This window comes from Variovorax sp. CAN15, assembly GCF_030462475.1.
Lineage (GTDB): Bacteria > Pseudomonadota > Gammaproteobacteria > Burkholderiales > Burkholderiaceae_C > Variovorax.
Genome location: NZ_JASMRZ010000057.1, coordinates 1 through 15,871 on the forward strand (window position 1 = coordinate 1; position 15,871 = coordinate 15,871).

Here is a 15,871-nt window from a genome sequence, read left to right on the forward strand (position 1 = left end):
TACGGCGAGCACGACATGGCGGAGAACATCGTGCACCTGGTGCTGGCCCGCGTGACGGGCGCGCCCGAAGGCGTGAAGGGCATCAGCCTGTTCGTGGTGCCCAAGTTCCTCGTGAACAAGGACGGCTCGCTCGGGGAGCGCAACGACGTGCATTGCGTGAGCATCGAGCACAAGATGGGCATCAAGGCCTCGCCCACCGCCGTGCTGCAGTACGGCGACCATGGCGGTGCAATCGGCTACCTGGTGGGCCAGGAGAACCGCGGCCTCGAGTACATGTTCATCATGATGAACTCCGCGCGCTACGCCGTGGGCATGCAGGGCATCGCGATTGCAGAGCGCGCCTACCAGCACGCCGTGGCCTACGCGAAGGACCGCGTGCAGAGCCGCCCGGTCGATGGCTCCATCAATGCCAGCGCGCCGATCATCCATCACCCCGACGTCAAGCGCATGCTGATGACGATGCGCGCCTATACCGAGGGCTGCCGCGCCATGTCCAGCGTGGCGGCTGCGGCCTACGACGCCGCGCACCATCACCCCGACGCCGACGCGCGCAAGCAGAACCAGGCCTTCTACGAATTCATGGTGCCGCTGGTGAAGGGCTACAGCACCGAGATGAGCCTCGAAGTGGCGTCGCTGGGTGTGCAGGTGCACGGCGGCATGGGCTTCATCGAGGAGACCGGCGCCGCGCAGTACTACCGCGACGCCAAGATCCTGACGATCTACGAAGGCACCACCGCCATCCAGGCCAACGACCTCGTGGGCCGCAAGACGGCGCGCGACGGCGGCCAGACGGCCAAGGCGATCGCCGCGCAGATCGAGAAGACCGAAGCCGAACTCGCCAAGAGCGACAACCCCGCTGCCGCGGCCGTGCTCAAGCGCCTGAAGGCTGCGCGCGAAGCCTTCGTCGAAGTCGTCGATTTCGTGGCCGGCCAGACCAAGGCCTCGCCCAACGCGGTGTTCGCGGGCAGCGTGCCCTACCTGATGCTCGCGGGCAACCTCGTGGCCGGCTGGCAGCTCGCGCGCTCGCTGATCATTGCGCAGGACCTCGCCTCGCGCAGCTTCGACACCGACTTCATGCTGGCCAAGATCGCCACCGCGCGCTTCTATGCCGAGCACATCCTGAACAAGGTGCCGGACATCCGCGACAGCATCGTCGAAGGTGCCGAGAGCGTGACGGCGCTGGCGCTCGAGGCTTTTTGAAGTAAAGATAGGGGACTCTTTCTCCGCGCGACGAAGGCCAAGCTCGGCGGCCCTCCCCTGCTACCGAAACCCCAATTCGCAATCGCGCCAGCCCCTGAGTCCCCCGCATGAACATCAAAGGCTGATCGCCGCAATCCCGGCCAGCACGATCACGCCCCCGACAACGCGCCGTGCGAGATGGTCCTCACGAAAGAGCCAGCACGCGAGGAAAGAGCCGATGACGATGGACGACTCGCGCAGCGGCGCGATCAAAGCCACCGGCGCACTCAGCATCGCGGTGAGAACGAGGATATAGGCGAGCGGGGACAACACGGCCACGATGAGGATCGGCACGGCATCGGCACGGAGGACATCGGGAATCCGATGCCGCCGCAGCAGCGCGATGGGTGTCAGGATCAGGCCTTGGAGCAGCAGCGTGCCTGCGTAATAGATCACAGGCGCCAGGTACCACGAGGTGACCGAGTAGCTGTCCCAGAGAGTGTATGCGGCGATGGTGCCGCCTGTCGCGGCCCCCCAGAGGATCCCCGGCACCGGATGGCGGGAGCCACTTCTGAACAGATTGCCCGCGACGACGAGGATGCCCGCGATGATCACCAACGCGCCGAGCATGGCGACCGTGGTGAGCCGCTCTCCCAACAGGAGAACCGCGAACAGCATCGTCAGCATGGGCCCCGTGCCGCGGGCGACCGAGTAGACCACCCCGAGCTCCGCACGGTCGTAGCCGGCCTGCAGGATGAGCGAGTACGCGATGTGCAATGCCGCTGAGACCGCAGAACCCACCACGAGCCGCCAATCAAGCACCTGTTGCCCCTCGGCCATGAGGGCAATGCCGATCGGTACGCACAGCAGCGCCGAGGCGCAGGTATAGGCCCACACGAACAGGAAGGTCTCGCCACGCTTGTACTTCGAGGCGATGTTCCACAGCGCATGCGCTGTCGCCGCAACGAGCACGAGCGCGACCGTGCCGGGATGCATCAGGAGATGTCGGGCAGGTCGATGCCCGCCCGTTCTGCCCGTCGGCTGCGCTCCGGGTCTCGCAACGCAAGCATCGCGACCAGCGCATCGATCACGACGAGCTGCGCCAGCCGGCTCCCCGCCGCGGCCATCTGCGCCGGAAGCGGCGCGCCGCCAACGACCAGCGCAACGTCCGCAAGCGTGGCCAGCGGTGTGCCGTACTGGTTGGTGATGGCGATGAGCGACGCCCCAGCCGAGGAAGCCGCATCGGCGACGGCGAGCGTGGCCGCCGTGCGTCCCGTCGAACTCACGGCGATGACGACATCGCCAGGTCCGAGCAGGCGCGTCGCGATCATCGCCGACAGGTGGTCGGGAATGCCGATGCTCGTCACGCCGACTGCTCGCAGGCGGAAGACTGCATCGGCGGCGACGGTTGCCGACGGGCCGGTGCCGTACGCGATGACCTGGCGCGCCGACTGGATGGCGCGGACCGCCTCGTCGACAGCAGGGAGTTCGACGGCCCCGGCGAGTGCGGCCAGTGCGTCGGTGCCTGCGCGGATGGACGTTTCGAGCACCGTGGCGGACGTCGCGTCCGCACCGAGAATTTCAGGCGGTGCGAAAAACCGGGTCGTGCCGCGGGCGCGAGCGATCTCGATCTTGAGCTCGGTGAACCCGGAGAACCCGATGGCACGCGCGGCGCGGACGACGCTCGGTGGCGAAACGCCCGCACGAGCCGCAACTTGCGCGGTTGTGCTCGCGCCGACGAATAAGGGATCGGCGAGCAGAAGAGCCACGACCTTCGCTTCGCTGGCAGCCAGATTGCCGCAGCGGGCCTGGATGCTTCCTATCCATTGCCCGAGCCGTCCTCCATCCAAAGAAACTCCGTTACCAACATCATCGCTCATCTGAAATATATTACAGTACTCATCCTAAGCAGACAACCGCCACGCAAGCAGGTGCTCTGCAACCAAGCCGCAGGAGTCCCGTTGCATGAATCCAGAAAGCAGTCCATCCGTGGCAGTCGTGGGTCCAGGTGCCATCGGCACCACGATCGCGGCGGTGCTGCACGAGGTCGGCCGCACGCCGTTGCTGTGCGGCCGCACGTCCCGCGGTCATCTGGCGCTGCGCGATGGCGATCGCCTCATCACCATTCCTGGTCCGATCCGGACGAATCCCATCCAGATCGATCACCCGGTCGACCTCGTCTTTCTGGCTGTCAAAGCGACGCAGATCGAGGCAGCCGCAGCATGGCTTGCCGCACTGACCGGCCCGGAAACCGTCGTGTGCGTTCTGCAAAACGGCGTCGAGCAGTTGGAGAGGGTCGCGCCACATTGCCCGCGTGGGCGGATCGTGCCCGCCATCGTGTGGTTTCCCGCGCAGGCGCAGCCCGATGGCTCGGTGCGCTTGCGTGGCGACGCTCGCCTCAGCCTGCCGGACGCGCCGGCTTCCCGCGTGATCGCCGAGGCGATGCAAGGCACCCGCTGTTTCGTCGAACTGGCGGCAGATTTCAAATGCCTGGCCTGGCGCAAGCTGCTGCAGAACGCGGTGGCCGGACTCATGGCGCTTACGCAGCGTCGCTCGGGCATGTTCGGCCGGTCCGACATCTCCAGGCTCACCCTAGGCTATCTGCAGGAATGTCTGGCGGTGGCCCGCGCCGAGGGCGCCGAGCTTGGCGACGAGGTGCCGCAGGCGATCCTCGACAAGTTCCAGGCGTCTCCCGCCGACATGGGCACATCCATCCTCACGGATCGCGAAGCCGGCCGTCCGCTCGAATGGGACATTCGCAACGGTGTCGTCTCACGTCGCGGTCAGGCTCACAACATTCCAACACCCATCAGCGACGTCTTGGTGCCGCTGCTCGCGGCTGCGAGCGACGGTCCTGGCTGATTCCCTGTCTACGCTATCCGTACTTCCACTGGGTCAGCGTCAAATCCTCGAACGCCCATTGAGAGGCGGGCCCGGTGCTTCAATTGGGCGGGGCCGATGCGCTCATCTGCCACGCAAGACGCGACTCTGCTTCCCCAAAAAAAACAATTTGGCTGGCCGAATGAGTGCCTCTTCAAGGATCAGATCCTTGAAGAGGCACTCAGACTCACGCTCAATCCCCTCGGCTATGCAATCGGTCACTCAATCGATCCATGTCGTACTCATTCACCAACATGGCCACGCAAAGATCCTCCAAGTCCCTTATTAAGAAGAGCAGTTCCAGTACCTTCGACAGTACGATGACCACGGACGTGCTCTCTAGCAGCTTGTATCCCGAGCCTTGCGTGCCTCTGCCAAGCTCATAGCGGGATAGCTGCCCAAAGCCATGCGCCCCTCCTTCCCGTTCGCGTAGGTCTTCCAGAACCACCGCTTTGAGCCGGCGGGACTGACCTCCAGATACAAGTCAGAGTCCCGGATGGCTCGGATTCTGCTCCATTGTTCCCCGGTCTGTTCCCCCGGTTTTACGCCGGCTACCAGTGGACTTAATCGGACATCACTGGACCGCCAAGTGGAGGTTCCCCAATGAAAAAGGGCGTTCACCGGACTTCAGTGAACGCCCTTGGACGTTATGTTGGTGGAGCTGGGGTGATCGAACTGCGTACGGGATGTCGAGATATTGGTGTGGACTGGACCGCCCGCCACAAAACATCCCGCCGGCCAGCTTCGCTGCCTTGCATCGCCAGCGCGCTGGCGATGCAAGGCAATCACCGGAGATCAAGTAGTCTCCACAACCTTGGACTCGCTAACTCAACATTGGCACGTCTACAGGGGGCAGGTCACTCAGGCCTGCCACGGCAGTCCACGCATGCGCTCGCGCTTTTCCTCTTCGTCGAAGTGCGCAAGCGACGGCTTGATCAAGTCGCTGCGCGCCACGATGCCGACCAGCGCGAACGACTGCGCGTCCTTCACCACCGGCAGCCGTTCCAGCCGGTGCCGCGCGAGCCGCGTGGCGACAGCCCGGCAGTTCTCGCCGGGCAGCGCGAAATAGAGCGGCACGTCGGCGCAGGCGTCGCCCACCGTGGCGATGGGGTCGCGCGTGCCGCGCGCGGCGAGCATGGCGCGATCGGCCACACCGATCACCGCGCCATTGCGCAGCACCGGGAAGGCGCGGTGCGCCTGCCCTTCGCCGAAGTATTCGAACATCGCCTGCGCCACTGGCATGGCTGCGTCGATGCTACGCACCTCGCGCGTCATCACCTCTTCCACCGAATGCCGCTCCAGCGGATCGATGCCGTACTCGCGGTAGATGTGATACCCGCGGCGCGCGATCTTCTCGGTGAGGATCGAGCGGCGCATCGTCAGCACGGTGAAGCCATAGGCCACGGCCGAGGTGGCCAGCAGCGGCAGCAGCGCGTTGCTGTCGTGCGTGAGCCCGAAGGCGAAGATGGTGGCTGTGAGCGGCGCGCGCATCACGCCGCCCAGCGTGGCCGCCATGCAGACCAGCGGCCACAGCATCGGGTCGTTGCCGGGCAGCACGTGCGAGATCACCACGCCCAGGCCCGCGCCCATCATCAGCAGGGGCGCGAGCACGCCGCCCGAGGTGCCCGAGCCCAGCGAGATGACCCAGATCACCGCCTTCACCGCCAGCAGCGCGACCACCACGCCCAGCGCAAGGTGGTTGTGCAGCAGGTCGCCGATCACGTCGTAGCCCACGCCCAGCGCACGCGGCTGCAGCCAGCCGCCGATGCCGACCGCGAGGCCGCCGATGGCGGGCCACCACATCCAGTGCACCGGCAGCTTGCCGAACCAGTCTTCCACCTTGTAGAGCGAGATCGAGAGCGACGCCGACAGCGCGCCGCACAGCACGCCCGCGATCACGCACGACAGCATGGCGAGCGGGCCGGGCACGGTCGTCTGCAGCGGAAAGAGCGGGCCCGGGTCCATCAGCAGCGGCCGCGCGAAGCCCGCCACCGCGCAAGCCACGGCCACCGGCAGCAGGCTGCGCGGGCGCAGCTCGAAGAGCAGCAGCTCCACGGCCAGCAGCACGGCCGCCACCGGCGTGCCAAACACCGCCGTCATGCCCGCGGTGGCGCCCGCCACCAGCAGCGCCTTGCGCTCGGCCGCGGTGAGGTGGAAGTGCTGCGCGATCAGCGAGCCGATGGCGCCGCCGGTCATGATGATCGGCCCCTCCGCGCCGAAGGGCCCGCCGCTGCCGATGACGATGCCCGAAGACAGCGGCTTGAGCAGCGCCACCTTCGGCGACATCTTGCTCTTGCCAAACAGGATCGCCTCGATGGCCTCGGGAATGCCGTGGCCGCGGATCTTGTCGGAGCCGTAGCGCGCGACCAGGCCGACGATCAGACCGCCTATCACCGGCGCCACGATGACCCAGGCGCCCAGCGTGTGCGTGGCCGGCGAACGGTCGGCCAGCGAGAAAGTCTGGAAGAAGAACAGGTTGGTGAAGAAGCGGATCAGGTCAAGCAGCACGCGCGCGGCCACGGTACTGACGGCGCCGATGACGGCCGCCATGACGGTGATGCGCATGAGGCGCGTGTTGAGCGCGAAGTCGCCGCGCGGCGGATGGGAGTTGGCTTTGGAGCTCATGGAATTTCCGGAAGATCGATTTGCGGCACGTCGAACACGCCCTTGAGCGAGCGCAGTTCCGCGCGGTGGAGCTCGGCCAGCCGCAGCAACAGCCTCTCGCCCTCGGCGAGCAGGTGCACCTCGATCTGCCGGCGGTCCGTTTCGCTGCGCCGGCGCTGCACCAGTCCGAGCGCTTCGCAGCGCGTGACGAGCGCAACTGCGCCGTGCGGCTGCAGCTGCAGGCGTTCGGCGATCTCGCCAACCGAGGCCCAGTCGCGCCCCGGCACGCCCTTGATGTGCAGCAGCACCAGGTACTGCTGCGGCGTGAGGCCCTCGGCCTGTGCGGCGCGTTCGGAGAAGCGCTCGAAACGGCGCATCTGGTAGCGGAACTGGGAGAGCGCCTCGAAGTCGTTCTTGCGGAGCTTGTAGGCAGAAGGGGACATGGAATGAACGCCGGAGTCAGCCAACTATATCACGTCGTGATATAAAACCTGGTGAATCTAGGGTGACTACAAGATCCCGTACAGCCGGCCGGCGAACGTTGGAGCATCACCTCGCGCAAAGAGGACACCACGGTGCCTAGCATCGGACGGATGTTGAAGCTGCCGATCAGGTTGACCGCGACGGCCTCGCTGAAGGCGGCCAGTGCGTGCGGGTCATTCTTGCCCATGGTCTTCTCGGCCGGGGCGATGCCAGCGGAGCCGACGAGGCCGACCAGATTGCCGAGCTTGAGGGCGGCCGCCACGGCGACCTGACCGTCGACTTCCTGGCTCACGTCGCACTTGACGAACACGCCGCCGATTTCCTTGGCCCGCCTCTAGAATCTTTCTAATCGAAGACGCATACGAGTATGTGGTGAGACATCCCTTCCAATGAACGCTCCTAGCTTGTCGCCCCCTACTGACCAACAATCTGACGCGCCTAGTCGCACCGGGCTGCAGGCTCGGATCGTCGATTTGCCCGACAAGGACTTCCTTACCTGCAGCGAGCTAACGTTTTCGATCGCCGATGCGCTGGTCGGTCGCATCGAGGAGATGCAGCCCTCATCCGAGACGCGAGCAGTCTGGACAGATGAGTTCGCTTCCAGGCGTTTGTACCCGCGCTCATATTCGGCGCGGCAGATGATCATGCAGCGTAGGCGAGAGGAAGTTGCAGCTCTCTCAAGTGAAGTTCTCAAGCCATTGATATCGTCGGAAAGAGAACGCTGGCTAGACGCATGTGCGCACCGCCTACAGGACCTGCAGACCTGGGTGGTCCGGGAGAAGCTCCAGATCTTTACTGCGGCCCGGACACAAGCGCTCTCTCCCGCGCCAGGGACATATCTGCGCCGCGTGGATGCCGTCCGGTATTGCCTGGAATCCGGCTTCGAGATCAAAGAACGCGCGATCGCGGATACTCAGGTATCGCATCGCGCTCCAGCGGCACCAGCTGTCGCGGAGCCGAGATTTCACGCGGAAAGGCCGTCTGCCGCGAAGTCCAGCGCGAGGCTCCTTCGCGCCAAGGAAGCTATCTCCCGCACGGGCCTTTCTCGCTCGAGCTTTTATGAGCGTCAAAATCCAAAGGGCCGCTACTTCGACAACACCTTTCCCAGAGCAGTTCAGATTGGGCAGAGCGCCATGGGCTACCGGGAGGATGAGCTGGATGCGTGGATCGCCTCATTGCCGCAGAAGGGGCGCTGAGACGGCGTCGGACAACCCAGTAGCGGAATTGAAACTTGGCTCATGGCGCGAAGCGCCGGCATATGACGTGCCGTTGCTCATGCGCACGGACAACGGACAGGGGTTCGTCGGCCGGGAAATCAGCAAGCCTTGACAAAACGGCTCCCCAAGTGGCCGCAGCGGCAAGTTCCGCAACGAGTGCCTGCCCGCCGAATGGTTCCGCTCACGCTGCGACGCCGCAGCCCTGATCGAAGGTTTGCGCAACTACCACACGAGGCACGATCCGACCGTAGCCTGCCTCTCCTGACTTCGGCAGAGTTCAAACAGGAGAACCTCCACGAACTGCAATATGCCGCCTTCCAGAAATGACTATTTGACTAAACCGAGCGAGTCATTCGCTCTCAAAGGAAGACGATCTCAGCTAGAGTAGATGGTTGGACTACGATTTTAGAAATCGCACTTCCCAGACTGGATTGATAACACCGCGACGACGAGATGGAAGAAAGATCTGACGACAGGCTTGCGACCCAAGAAATATTTGGAAGCAAACATGATAAGCCGAAGCAACTCGAAAAAATGGGAATTTCTGAGGTCCGGCCGCACGATTTTCTGTGGGAGAGAAACATTTGCAAGGGGTCTTTGCATGTGATCGCCGGTCCGGCCGACTCTGGAAAAACGAAGGTTTCCGCGTGGATTGCGTCGGCTGTTTCGGGCGGCGGAATTCCGTACTGGCCAGATCTCAGCAACGTCCGCAAGGGCTTGGTTGTTGTATGCACAACCAATAGCCTTGACAGAAGCAAGTTTGATCTCCAGCTCAGGGCACTTCAATCCGAAGCCGACAGCATTGTCTATTTCGACTTGGAGAGCGCCTCCCATGAAGAAAATTTGCGAGATCTGGACGGGGCATTGCAGGCTTTTGGCCGTGCCCCCGCTCTGATCATTTTCGACGGACTCCCCCGAATCGACAGACGTCTAGAGACGAAAGCCGGCCTCCTATACGCCCAGTTTGCGCGAGACTATGACTGCGCGGTGCTGATCACAACAACGATCGATGACAAGCTCGCATCCACGCCCGCAGCCGTCGTAGGACGATTGGCAGTCTGCAATAGCGCCTCGGTCGTATTTGTGATATCGAAGATCAGCTTTTCCGAGGACAAGCAAGATGAGGAGGAAGTGTCTGGCCTGCTGCGGGTGAAATCCACAATTGGACCGCGCGATGAAGGATTTGGCTTTGAGATTGTCACTGTACAGGTTGAAGTTAACGGGGGGATGATTCCCATCGCAGTCCTCCAATGGAACGGCACACACATATACGGCCCACTCGCAAAACGGAAGGCACTTCAGGTTACGCAGAAGAGATACACGCAACGCCAGCGTGCGGCCAACTTCTTGCGAGATGCTCTTATGCGCGGGCCGATGAGGAGCGACACCGTGATTCGCCTTGGCGGACAAGCGCAGATTCCTGAAGACACGCTTCGACGGGCGGCCACAGATGTTGGCGTAATAAGAAGGTCGCAACCTGGAATCAGTGGGGGTCGCGGACCAGATCTATGGTCCCTCCAAGGTCTTGACCACCTCCCCGAACAGAGCGCGACCGCGGCAGGCGTGAGCCGCTGGCCTGTTCCAACCGCCCCTCATCTCTTCCCATACGCGCAAAATCGCACTGACACGGTTTATCAACCTGTACAGCATCCGCCAGTGAAAAACCTATTTCAAGAATATGCGTATACCGCTTCTTCTTACCTTGCGAACAGGCAGCCAAGCTCTCATGTGCAACCAAGTCCTTCGGGGCCTTCCAATCATGCTGGGGCGGGATCTCTTGGACAGACTGCCAAGGTTGCCGAACATTGGCAACCTCGGCAGTTTTCAACGCACACTGTACCAATGCCGTATCCCAGGCAAACGAGGTCGTCATCCCAGACGCCGATCAAAGACGCTTTCGTAGCAGGCTATCCGCCTACTAGCCCAAACATTGCAACGGCGCACCCAGTGACTCGAGTGCAGCCAGCCTCACCCAGTACGCTTGACGACCGCCACATGACAACCCATGTGCACACTGGCCAGACTGCCAGTGTTCAGCAACCCAGGCATCAAACGACGTGGACAACTTCAAGGGAGGCTGTGTCGCCCCCATCGGAAAGAGCCAGGACCGAGAACCCGTCGCATGGAAATCAAGCACTCAACGCGGCGAAGAAGATCCTGGTGAAGAAAGCCATGCAAGCATTTGAAGATTCGGGCAAATGATGGCCGTCAAGACCATTTCTCATTCGACTGCGGCATAACGCCTATAGCCGGCTCACCCCGAACTGCGGCTGTGCAGATCGAGGAGCCGCTCTTCAGGGTGTGCAGCGAAGGTTCCAACACTGAGCTTTGTCGCGAAGTCTCGTGCAGGCGGTGACACATAGGATGACTACAGCGCGACAGAAATGATGAGTTCAGCGCATGCATTCATGCAATGCCATCTACGGATGGGATGTCGTAACCCAGGTTCTTCGACTTGTCCCAGGTTTTCGTACCGTTCGGTAACAAGGCGATCTGTATGATTATCAATATCAAGTTGGCAAATGCAGGATTGCCGCCGAGTTGACAAACCTCCGGTCGCGATATCACCAAGACGCTGAAAGCGCTCTGCAGCGAATTGCGCCGATGAGATGTGTCTCAAAAATAATAGCGCACAACTTGAGTAAAAATTTACCCACCTCGCATCATCATCTGCCAGGCGCTGGGAAGTAGCCAGGCATCCGGCATAAAAAGTGCGGGAGCCATGCCCCGGCGTTTATATTGTTATTTATAGGGAGTCAGATGACTCCCTCTGACTAGAAGGAGAGAGATGCGGCAGCACCTCTCTCTTCTCAGCTCTAGTGAGGCCGAAAGCCTCACTCTGATCAATACTCCCAGAGAGGATCACCTCTCTGCAGACTGGCAAGAGAAAGGGAGAAGACCAGAGACACTCAATGTCTCTGGTCTTGGAACCACTTTCTTGAACTCCATCTGTGACAAGCCGAGTTCAGAGAGCGAACAGAATGCGAAGGATGTCGTCTGAGACCTATCCCCGCTCCCGCGATCCAATCCAACCCCAAACGATTGCTTGCGCTCTCGCAGAGACACTCTTGGCCAGTGGATACACCGACGTTCGCGTCGTTCAAGGCCAAGTGTGTGCGGTAAAGCAATTTAACTTCACGACCGCCGTGGTAGTTGGTCTTGACGATGTGGGCTACCAGCGCCGCTACTGTTATGAGCACCGAAAAGACGCCGTGGCTGCTCTCTGGGCGTGTGACGGCCACGAGCGCCCGTCAGGACCGTGGATCAAATGCAAGGGCGTCGGCATTGATCTCCTGAATCCGGCTTTCTGCTAAAGCCAAAGCCTTATCGCCTCCTTCGGTCGCTAGACCTGTGACGAGGCATAAGCCTGCTCCAGCGGCGGCACTGATCTTTTCCGCTCATGCTCGGGTTACGCAGCAAGGGCCACGAACTCCCGGCCTCCCCACATCCAAGTCGCAGCTGGTTGAATTCTTACCGAGGCAAGCCATGAGATGACAGCACGTACAGCTGTTCTTCGCCCAGCGAAACGTTCTCCAGAACGCCGAGAAGCACCTTCCTCATGCTAGACAAGGACAGATCCCCTTTGACCGCGAGGGATGCCACCGGCCGACGTGCAACAACTCGCCATTACATCTGCAGCCACCCCAAAGCCGTAGGCCTGAACACGTCAGCCATTCAGTGTGGAGTTGCTCGCCTGCGCCACGCGAGTCTCCGAACCATCTCAACAAGAGAAAAACAACATGTCCCCCTATTGGAATAAAGTCCCTTCGAAGCACTGCTCGAATTGCGAAGCGCTCATCGATCATCTTCACGTGAACTTGCACCGCAATGAAGAACGCTTTCAGAAACCTGGCCCGCCAAGCACCTTGGAGGTGAGAAACGCCCGCGTGCTGAAGTCGTACTGCATGAAGTGCGGAGTCAACGCTGCCCGTAAGGATCTGGAGAAGCGTGGTTTCGCCTGCCATGACATAGAGGACTACGAGGGCGTTCGTCTATGCACAAGCTGCGGTCAGACTCACCTCAAAAGGAACAATTGGCAACCCGTTTACCTGATCGCTGTCAACTCGTTTGATGACGATGGCCTCGGCACCCTGGAGGAAACGGCGGTGGTGATTGCCTGCGCGGAGTGCGAGGCTGCACATGGAGGATTGCAGCCCGTACCTCTCGCTGTAAGCAAGCGGCGACTGGTGCGCCGATTCATTGACGCTTTTTGACCTGCGGATGTACGACCTTGAGGACCTGGTGCAGCGCCGCCGCAAGGATCCTGTGGATACTGGGTTCTTGCCCGCTCACGTCGCCGCGCGCTTCGCGTGAAACTCCCGCACCTTCTTCCGCCACGGTCACGCACGGAGCCCAACTGGGGCGCCGGCGCGTGCGATCACCCTGACCGCTCTCTCATGAGAGCCGACTATTTCACCAGCATCTCATCGGCCGACTTGCCCGCCTCGAGTGCTGCCTTGAACCAAGCAGGGCGTGGGCCGCGGCCGCTCCAGACATTGCCCTGATCGTCCTTGAATTTCGGTGCACCATTGGCCGCAGCCAACTTCTTGGTCTTGCGCCCCTTCTTCGCGGTGGCTTCTTTCACCACGGCGCCTCTTCCGGTTGATCTGCCAAAACCAAGATCAGCAGCGGTGAAACCGTACACCGCGATAGCTTCTTTGATGCGACTGAGAACGCCGCTGGCTTCCTTGTTGCGCAATTGCTCAGCCTCCTTTTGCAATTGCTCAATCTGCTTCTGAACCTGAAGATAAGTCTTTGCCATGGGAGCTTTCAAACTGGAAAAGGCGCAAGCATACGCTGGGCAAATGGACGGCCGTTGTCAGCGCTCTTCCTTATTTTTCAACGACCCATAATGCTGCTGAACGACTGGTGGCAAGTGTCACACAGTGGCGCGCCATCACATCACCAAACCTCGATGCTCAAGCTTCTTGCACCCATGCAATCAAAAAAATGAAACCTGCGACGGAGTCCTCCTAGGCTCGCCGAGAAGGCGAAACCAAGGAGGACTTTTCAGGCGTCTCAATGCTTGTTCAGCGTTGATTTGGTTCGAATATCTGTCAAGGTCGTATCGCGCATCAGACTCTACCGAGATCACCGCGGTGCTTCGCGTTGGACTCATGTTGAGCAGTAAGGTTGGCAATCCGCGTCTCCTCCGCTGCAGCGCGATGGACCTGTTCCAATTGATACGGATCACATTGCTTGCGAGCCAGCATGACACGGTCCACGAGAAGAAGGAATTCTTCGTCAAGCTCTGGTGCACCTTCCTGTCCCGCCGCTTCGCTGACGGCATGGGTCGCCTTCATTGGACATGCCGCCCGAAGAAGATCGCCTGGACGTGCCTTGCGCCGCTCCCGTGCGCCGGGAATCCCATGATGGCGATCCGATCGCGTTGCTGGCAGATGCCGCAATTCAGGCAATCGCTGCTGCCGAGGCTGGCGGGGCACACGACGACGTGACGACCTGCAGGCGTCCGAACAGCCTTGGTCATTCCGGCAGGCAGAAGGACCACGACGGGCGCGACTCCGAGCGCGGCATAAGCATCGGCCTGGGCAAGCGTCTCCGCGCTCAGGTTGACAGTGAAGCCGATTTGGTTGGCCCTCTGGATAGCAATGCGGTTCGCTGGCGTGGGCGGGTAGTGGGTGTAGGTAAACCCGCGCCGCCCCTTGTTCGCAAGCGCCAGTTGGATGAGCAGCTTCTCGTCGATCACGCCTGGCGAGGACGGCGTCAGATCTCCCGCCTGGTTGTGCCGCCACAGGGCGTGTCGACGCAGCGTCGAGATCTCCTGCAGCAACTCGTCGAAACTGCTGCCGCGCCCTCCTTCCGAGACAGCTCTCCAGTGAAGCGCCAGAGGCCCGCTGTCGGCATAGCAGCCGTTGTGCTTGAGGCTGCAGCCGGGTGGACAGGAGTTCGCACTCGTCGTGGTGACTGGCATCGGGCCGGTCTTGGCGTTGCGGCTGATGCGCGTGAAGTGATATGTGAAAGTCGACGGTGATGCGACCGATGCGACGAATCGCTTCGATCGACCACGCGAATGCATGGTGACCAAGATCTGCTCCTCGGGGTGGGCCGCGGATTGCGGCAAGGCAGCGCATGCCCTCCCCTCCCTCGCTCCGCCTGGAAGGCTCAGAAGGATTCAGGACATGCGCGGGGGTAAAACGGACTCGCAGGTCCAAGAAAGGCAGCGACGGCCCGGTGCGAGCGCCATGGCGGCACTCGGGTCGTTCGACTGGATCGCAAGCGCTCAGCTGTCGGAATCGCCCGAGGATTCCCTGGCGTTGGCCGCGGCATGGCACGCGCCCGGAGGCTCGGATATTTCCTCGCCCAGCCATTGCGCCAGCTTCCTACCCACTTCGACGGCGCAGCCATGCCAGGCATGGCCACTCACGAGACCGGTGTCCAACTGCTCGGGCGTGACCGCCGCAACCCGTCTCGCGTACTGCTTGAGCGCATGGATCACGAAGGCTTGAATAAGCGCACCGTGTTCGCTGTACTCCATCAAATCGACGACGAACTCGACATTCGACTGACGATGGTTCATCGCGCCTCCTTGGATGACAGCAGCGCAATCTCCGCACCGAAGGCCAAGGCGGCGTTGTCCGGTGTGGGCGGGCCGTTCTGGCGGATCCACCAGTCGGGCGGAGTGCATGGAACGGACATCACGCCCAGGTAACCGCCTTGGGTGGCATAGCCCACCACCCTGGCCCGGCCAATGCCGTTGAGGCGAATCAGAATGTCGGCTCCGATCGCTGGCACCTCGAATTCGGCCGACCACTTGATCTGGTCCTTGGAGGTGAGGTTCCGTGTGTAGGCAGGCACCGTCTCGTGCCGCTCGAAATGAATGTTCATGCGGTTGGCTCCAGAGGTGGAAGCAGCGTGGCGCTGGCGAGTTGGTGGGATTTCATGCGGAAGGCTTGGCCGTCACTCTCGCGCGCGACATCCCACCCTCGGCGGCCGAGGCAACGCTGCAGCACATAGATCCGAGCGTCGTACGAGATGCGCACACCTGGCCGGATCGCTGCACGCCTTGCGGATCGGCTCGCATGGAACGCGCGCACCCTCTCACGCCAAGGCCCCGCATAGGGCCCTGCAGGCGCATCGGCCTGTGCGAGGAACGACAGCGGGCAGTCGTAGTAGCAAGGCCCGCAGGTCTCGTCCATGCTCTTGACGGCCACCTCCCCCTTGCGGGATTCGACGAGCGTCAGCCCGATCCATTTGCACCCGGTGCGCTCACCGGCACGGTGTTGGGCAAGGAACCACAGGCGGTTGCCGATCACGCGGTGTGCCAGCACCGTGGCGTAGGCGCCGACACTGGCCAATTCATCGTGGATGGCCTGATCCTTGGTGGCGCGGTAGACGATGCTTCCCATGTCAGGCCTGCGCAATGAACGAACGAATGGATGAAACCTTCGCGTGAAGCCCGAGAGAAGACAGGTTCACGGCGAGGATGAAGGGAATATTTGTCCGAGGAGAGTGGTTTTTGTTGCGCATGGAACAGGCGTAAAAAAACC

Annotated in this window: 15 protein-coding genes and 2 pseudogenes; 5 read left to right on the plus strand and 12 right to left on the minus strand. The window is 61.8% G+C overall.

Translation table 11 applies throughout. The features are described 5' to 3' along the window. Positions 1 to 1,200: acyl-CoA dehydrogenase (locus QMO14_RS24770; protein ID WP_301510405.1), on the plus strand; the 1,200-nt coding region annotated here is incomplete at its 5' end. A 114-nt stretch (positions 1,201 to 1,314) separates the two neighbouring features. Here QMO14_RS24770 and QMO14_RS24775 read toward each other — a convergent pair. Beyond that, the gene (locus tag QMO14_RS24775) at positions 1,315 to 2,175 is read right to left on the minus strand and encodes a DMT family transporter (protein ID WP_184605476.1); all 861 of its coding nucleotides are present in this window, start codon (positions 2,173 to 2,175) and stop codon (positions 1,315 to 1,317) included. After that, complete coding sequence (locus QMO14_RS24780; RefSeq protein ID WP_301510406.1) at positions 2,175 to 3,059, minus strand: MurR/RpiR family transcriptional regulator; 885 nt, start codon at positions 3,057 to 3,059, stop codon at positions 2,175 to 2,177. The genes QMO14_RS24775 and QMO14_RS24780 overlap by 1 nt, the downstream gene beginning before the upstream one ends. Before the next feature lie 85 nt (positions 3,060 to 3,144). Here QMO14_RS24780 and QMO14_RS24785 point away from each other — a divergent pair, with 85 nt between their 5' ends. Next, positions 3,145 to 4,041, plus strand: coding sequence for an oxidoreductase (locus tag QMO14_RS24785; RefSeq protein ID WP_184605478.1), 897 nt, complete (start codon positions 3,145 to 3,147; stop codon positions 4,039 to 4,041). Between the two features lie 369 nt (positions 4,042 to 4,410). Here the strand turns inward: QMO14_RS24785 and QMO14_RS24790 are convergent. From QMO14_RS24790 to QMO14_RS24805, 4 genes and pseudogenes are all read right to left on the minus strand, one after another. Continuing rightward, a pseudogene (locus tag QMO14_RS24790) lies at positions 4,411 to 4,566 on the minus strand (Arm DNA-binding domain-containing protein); the annotation flags it as partial. Positions 4,567 to 4,920: 354 nt separating this feature from the next. Further along, positions 4,921 to 6,684: a chloride channel protein gene (locus tag QMO14_RS24795; RefSeq protein WP_301510407.1), complete on the minus strand. Its 1,764-nt coding sequence runs from the start codon at positions 6,682 to 6,684 to the stop codon at positions 4,921 to 4,923. Beyond that, the gene (locus QMO14_RS24800; protein ID WP_184605480.1) at positions 6,681 to 7,106 is read right to left on the minus strand and encodes a MarR family winged helix-turn-helix transcriptional regulator; all 426 of its coding nucleotides are present in this window, start codon (positions 7,104 to 7,106) and stop codon (positions 6,681 to 6,683) included. The genes QMO14_RS24795 and QMO14_RS24800 overlap by 4 nt, the downstream gene beginning before the upstream one ends. A 149-nt stretch (positions 7,107 to 7,255) precedes the next feature. Then, positions 7,256 to 7,474, minus strand: a pseudogene (locus QMO14_RS24805) (3-hydroxyacyl-CoA dehydrogenase); the annotation flags it as partial. A 145-nt stretch (positions 7,475 to 7,619) separates the two neighbouring features. On the opposite strand from QMO14_RS24805, the gene QMO14_RS24810 reads away from it, so the two are divergent. The 3 genes from QMO14_RS24810 to QMO14_RS24820 all read left to right on the plus strand — a co-directional run bounded on the left by QMO14_RS24810 (position 7,620) and on the right by QMO14_RS24820 (position 12,577). Beyond that, positions 7,620 to 8,342, plus strand: coding sequence for an AlpA family transcriptional regulator (locus QMO14_RS24810; RefSeq protein WP_184605481.1), 723 nt, complete (start codon positions 7,620 to 7,622; stop codon positions 8,340 to 8,342). A 474-nt stretch (positions 8,343 to 8,816) separates the two neighbouring features. Further along, a complete protein-coding gene (locus QMO14_RS24815) occupies positions 8,817 to 10,565 on the plus strand; it encodes a hypothetical protein (RefSeq protein ID WP_184605482.1) in 1,749 nt (582 codons plus the stop codon). 1,538 nt (positions 10,566 to 12,103) lie between these two features. After that, positions 12,104 to 12,577 (plus strand): hypothetical protein, encoded by a 474-nt coding sequence (locus QMO14_RS24820; RefSeq protein ID WP_184605483.1) that lies wholly within the window; start codon positions 12,104 to 12,106, stop codon positions 12,575 to 12,577. A 194-nt stretch (positions 12,578 to 12,771) separates the two neighbouring features. On the opposite strand, the gene QMO14_RS24825 is transcribed toward QMO14_RS24820, so the two are convergent. From QMO14_RS24825 to QMO14_RS24850, 6 genes are all read right to left on the minus strand, one after another. Continuing rightward, a complete protein-coding gene (locus QMO14_RS24825) occupies positions 12,772 to 13,125 on the minus strand; it encodes an H-NS family nucleoid-associated regulatory protein (protein WP_184605484.1) in 354 nt (117 codons plus the stop codon). 313 nt (positions 13,126 to 13,438) lie between these two features. Then, the gene (locus QMO14_RS24830) at positions 13,439 to 13,666 is read right to left on the minus strand and encodes a hypothetical protein (RefSeq protein WP_184605485.1); all 228 of its coding nucleotides are present in this window, start codon (positions 13,664 to 13,666) and stop codon (positions 13,439 to 13,441) included. Continuing rightward, entirely contained in the window at positions 13,663 to 14,400 is a 738-nt protein-coding gene (locus QMO14_RS24835; RefSeq protein WP_260310448.1) for a hypothetical protein, read from the minus strand. Before QMO14_RS24835 ends, QMO14_RS24830 begins: the two co-directional genes overlap by 4 nt. A 204-nt stretch (positions 14,401 to 14,604) precedes the next feature. Then, positions 14,605 to 14,901, minus strand: a complete 297-nt coding sequence (locus QMO14_RS24840) for a hypothetical protein (RefSeq protein ID WP_221404240.1) — start codon at positions 14,899 to 14,901, stop codon at positions 14,605 to 14,607. Beyond that, positions 14,898 to 15,209 (minus strand): hypothetical protein, encoded by a 312-nt coding sequence (locus QMO14_RS24845; RefSeq protein ID WP_184605486.1) that lies wholly within the window; start codon positions 15,207 to 15,209, stop codon positions 14,898 to 14,900. Before QMO14_RS24845 ends, QMO14_RS24840 begins: the two co-directional genes overlap by 4 nt. Next, positions 15,206 to 15,730, minus strand: coding sequence for a hypothetical protein (locus QMO14_RS24850; RefSeq protein ID WP_301510408.1), 525 nt, complete (start codon positions 15,728 to 15,730; stop codon positions 15,206 to 15,208). The genes QMO14_RS24845 and QMO14_RS24850 overlap by 4 nt, the downstream gene beginning before the upstream one ends. Between the last annotated feature and the right edge of the window lie 141 nt (positions 15,731 to 15,871).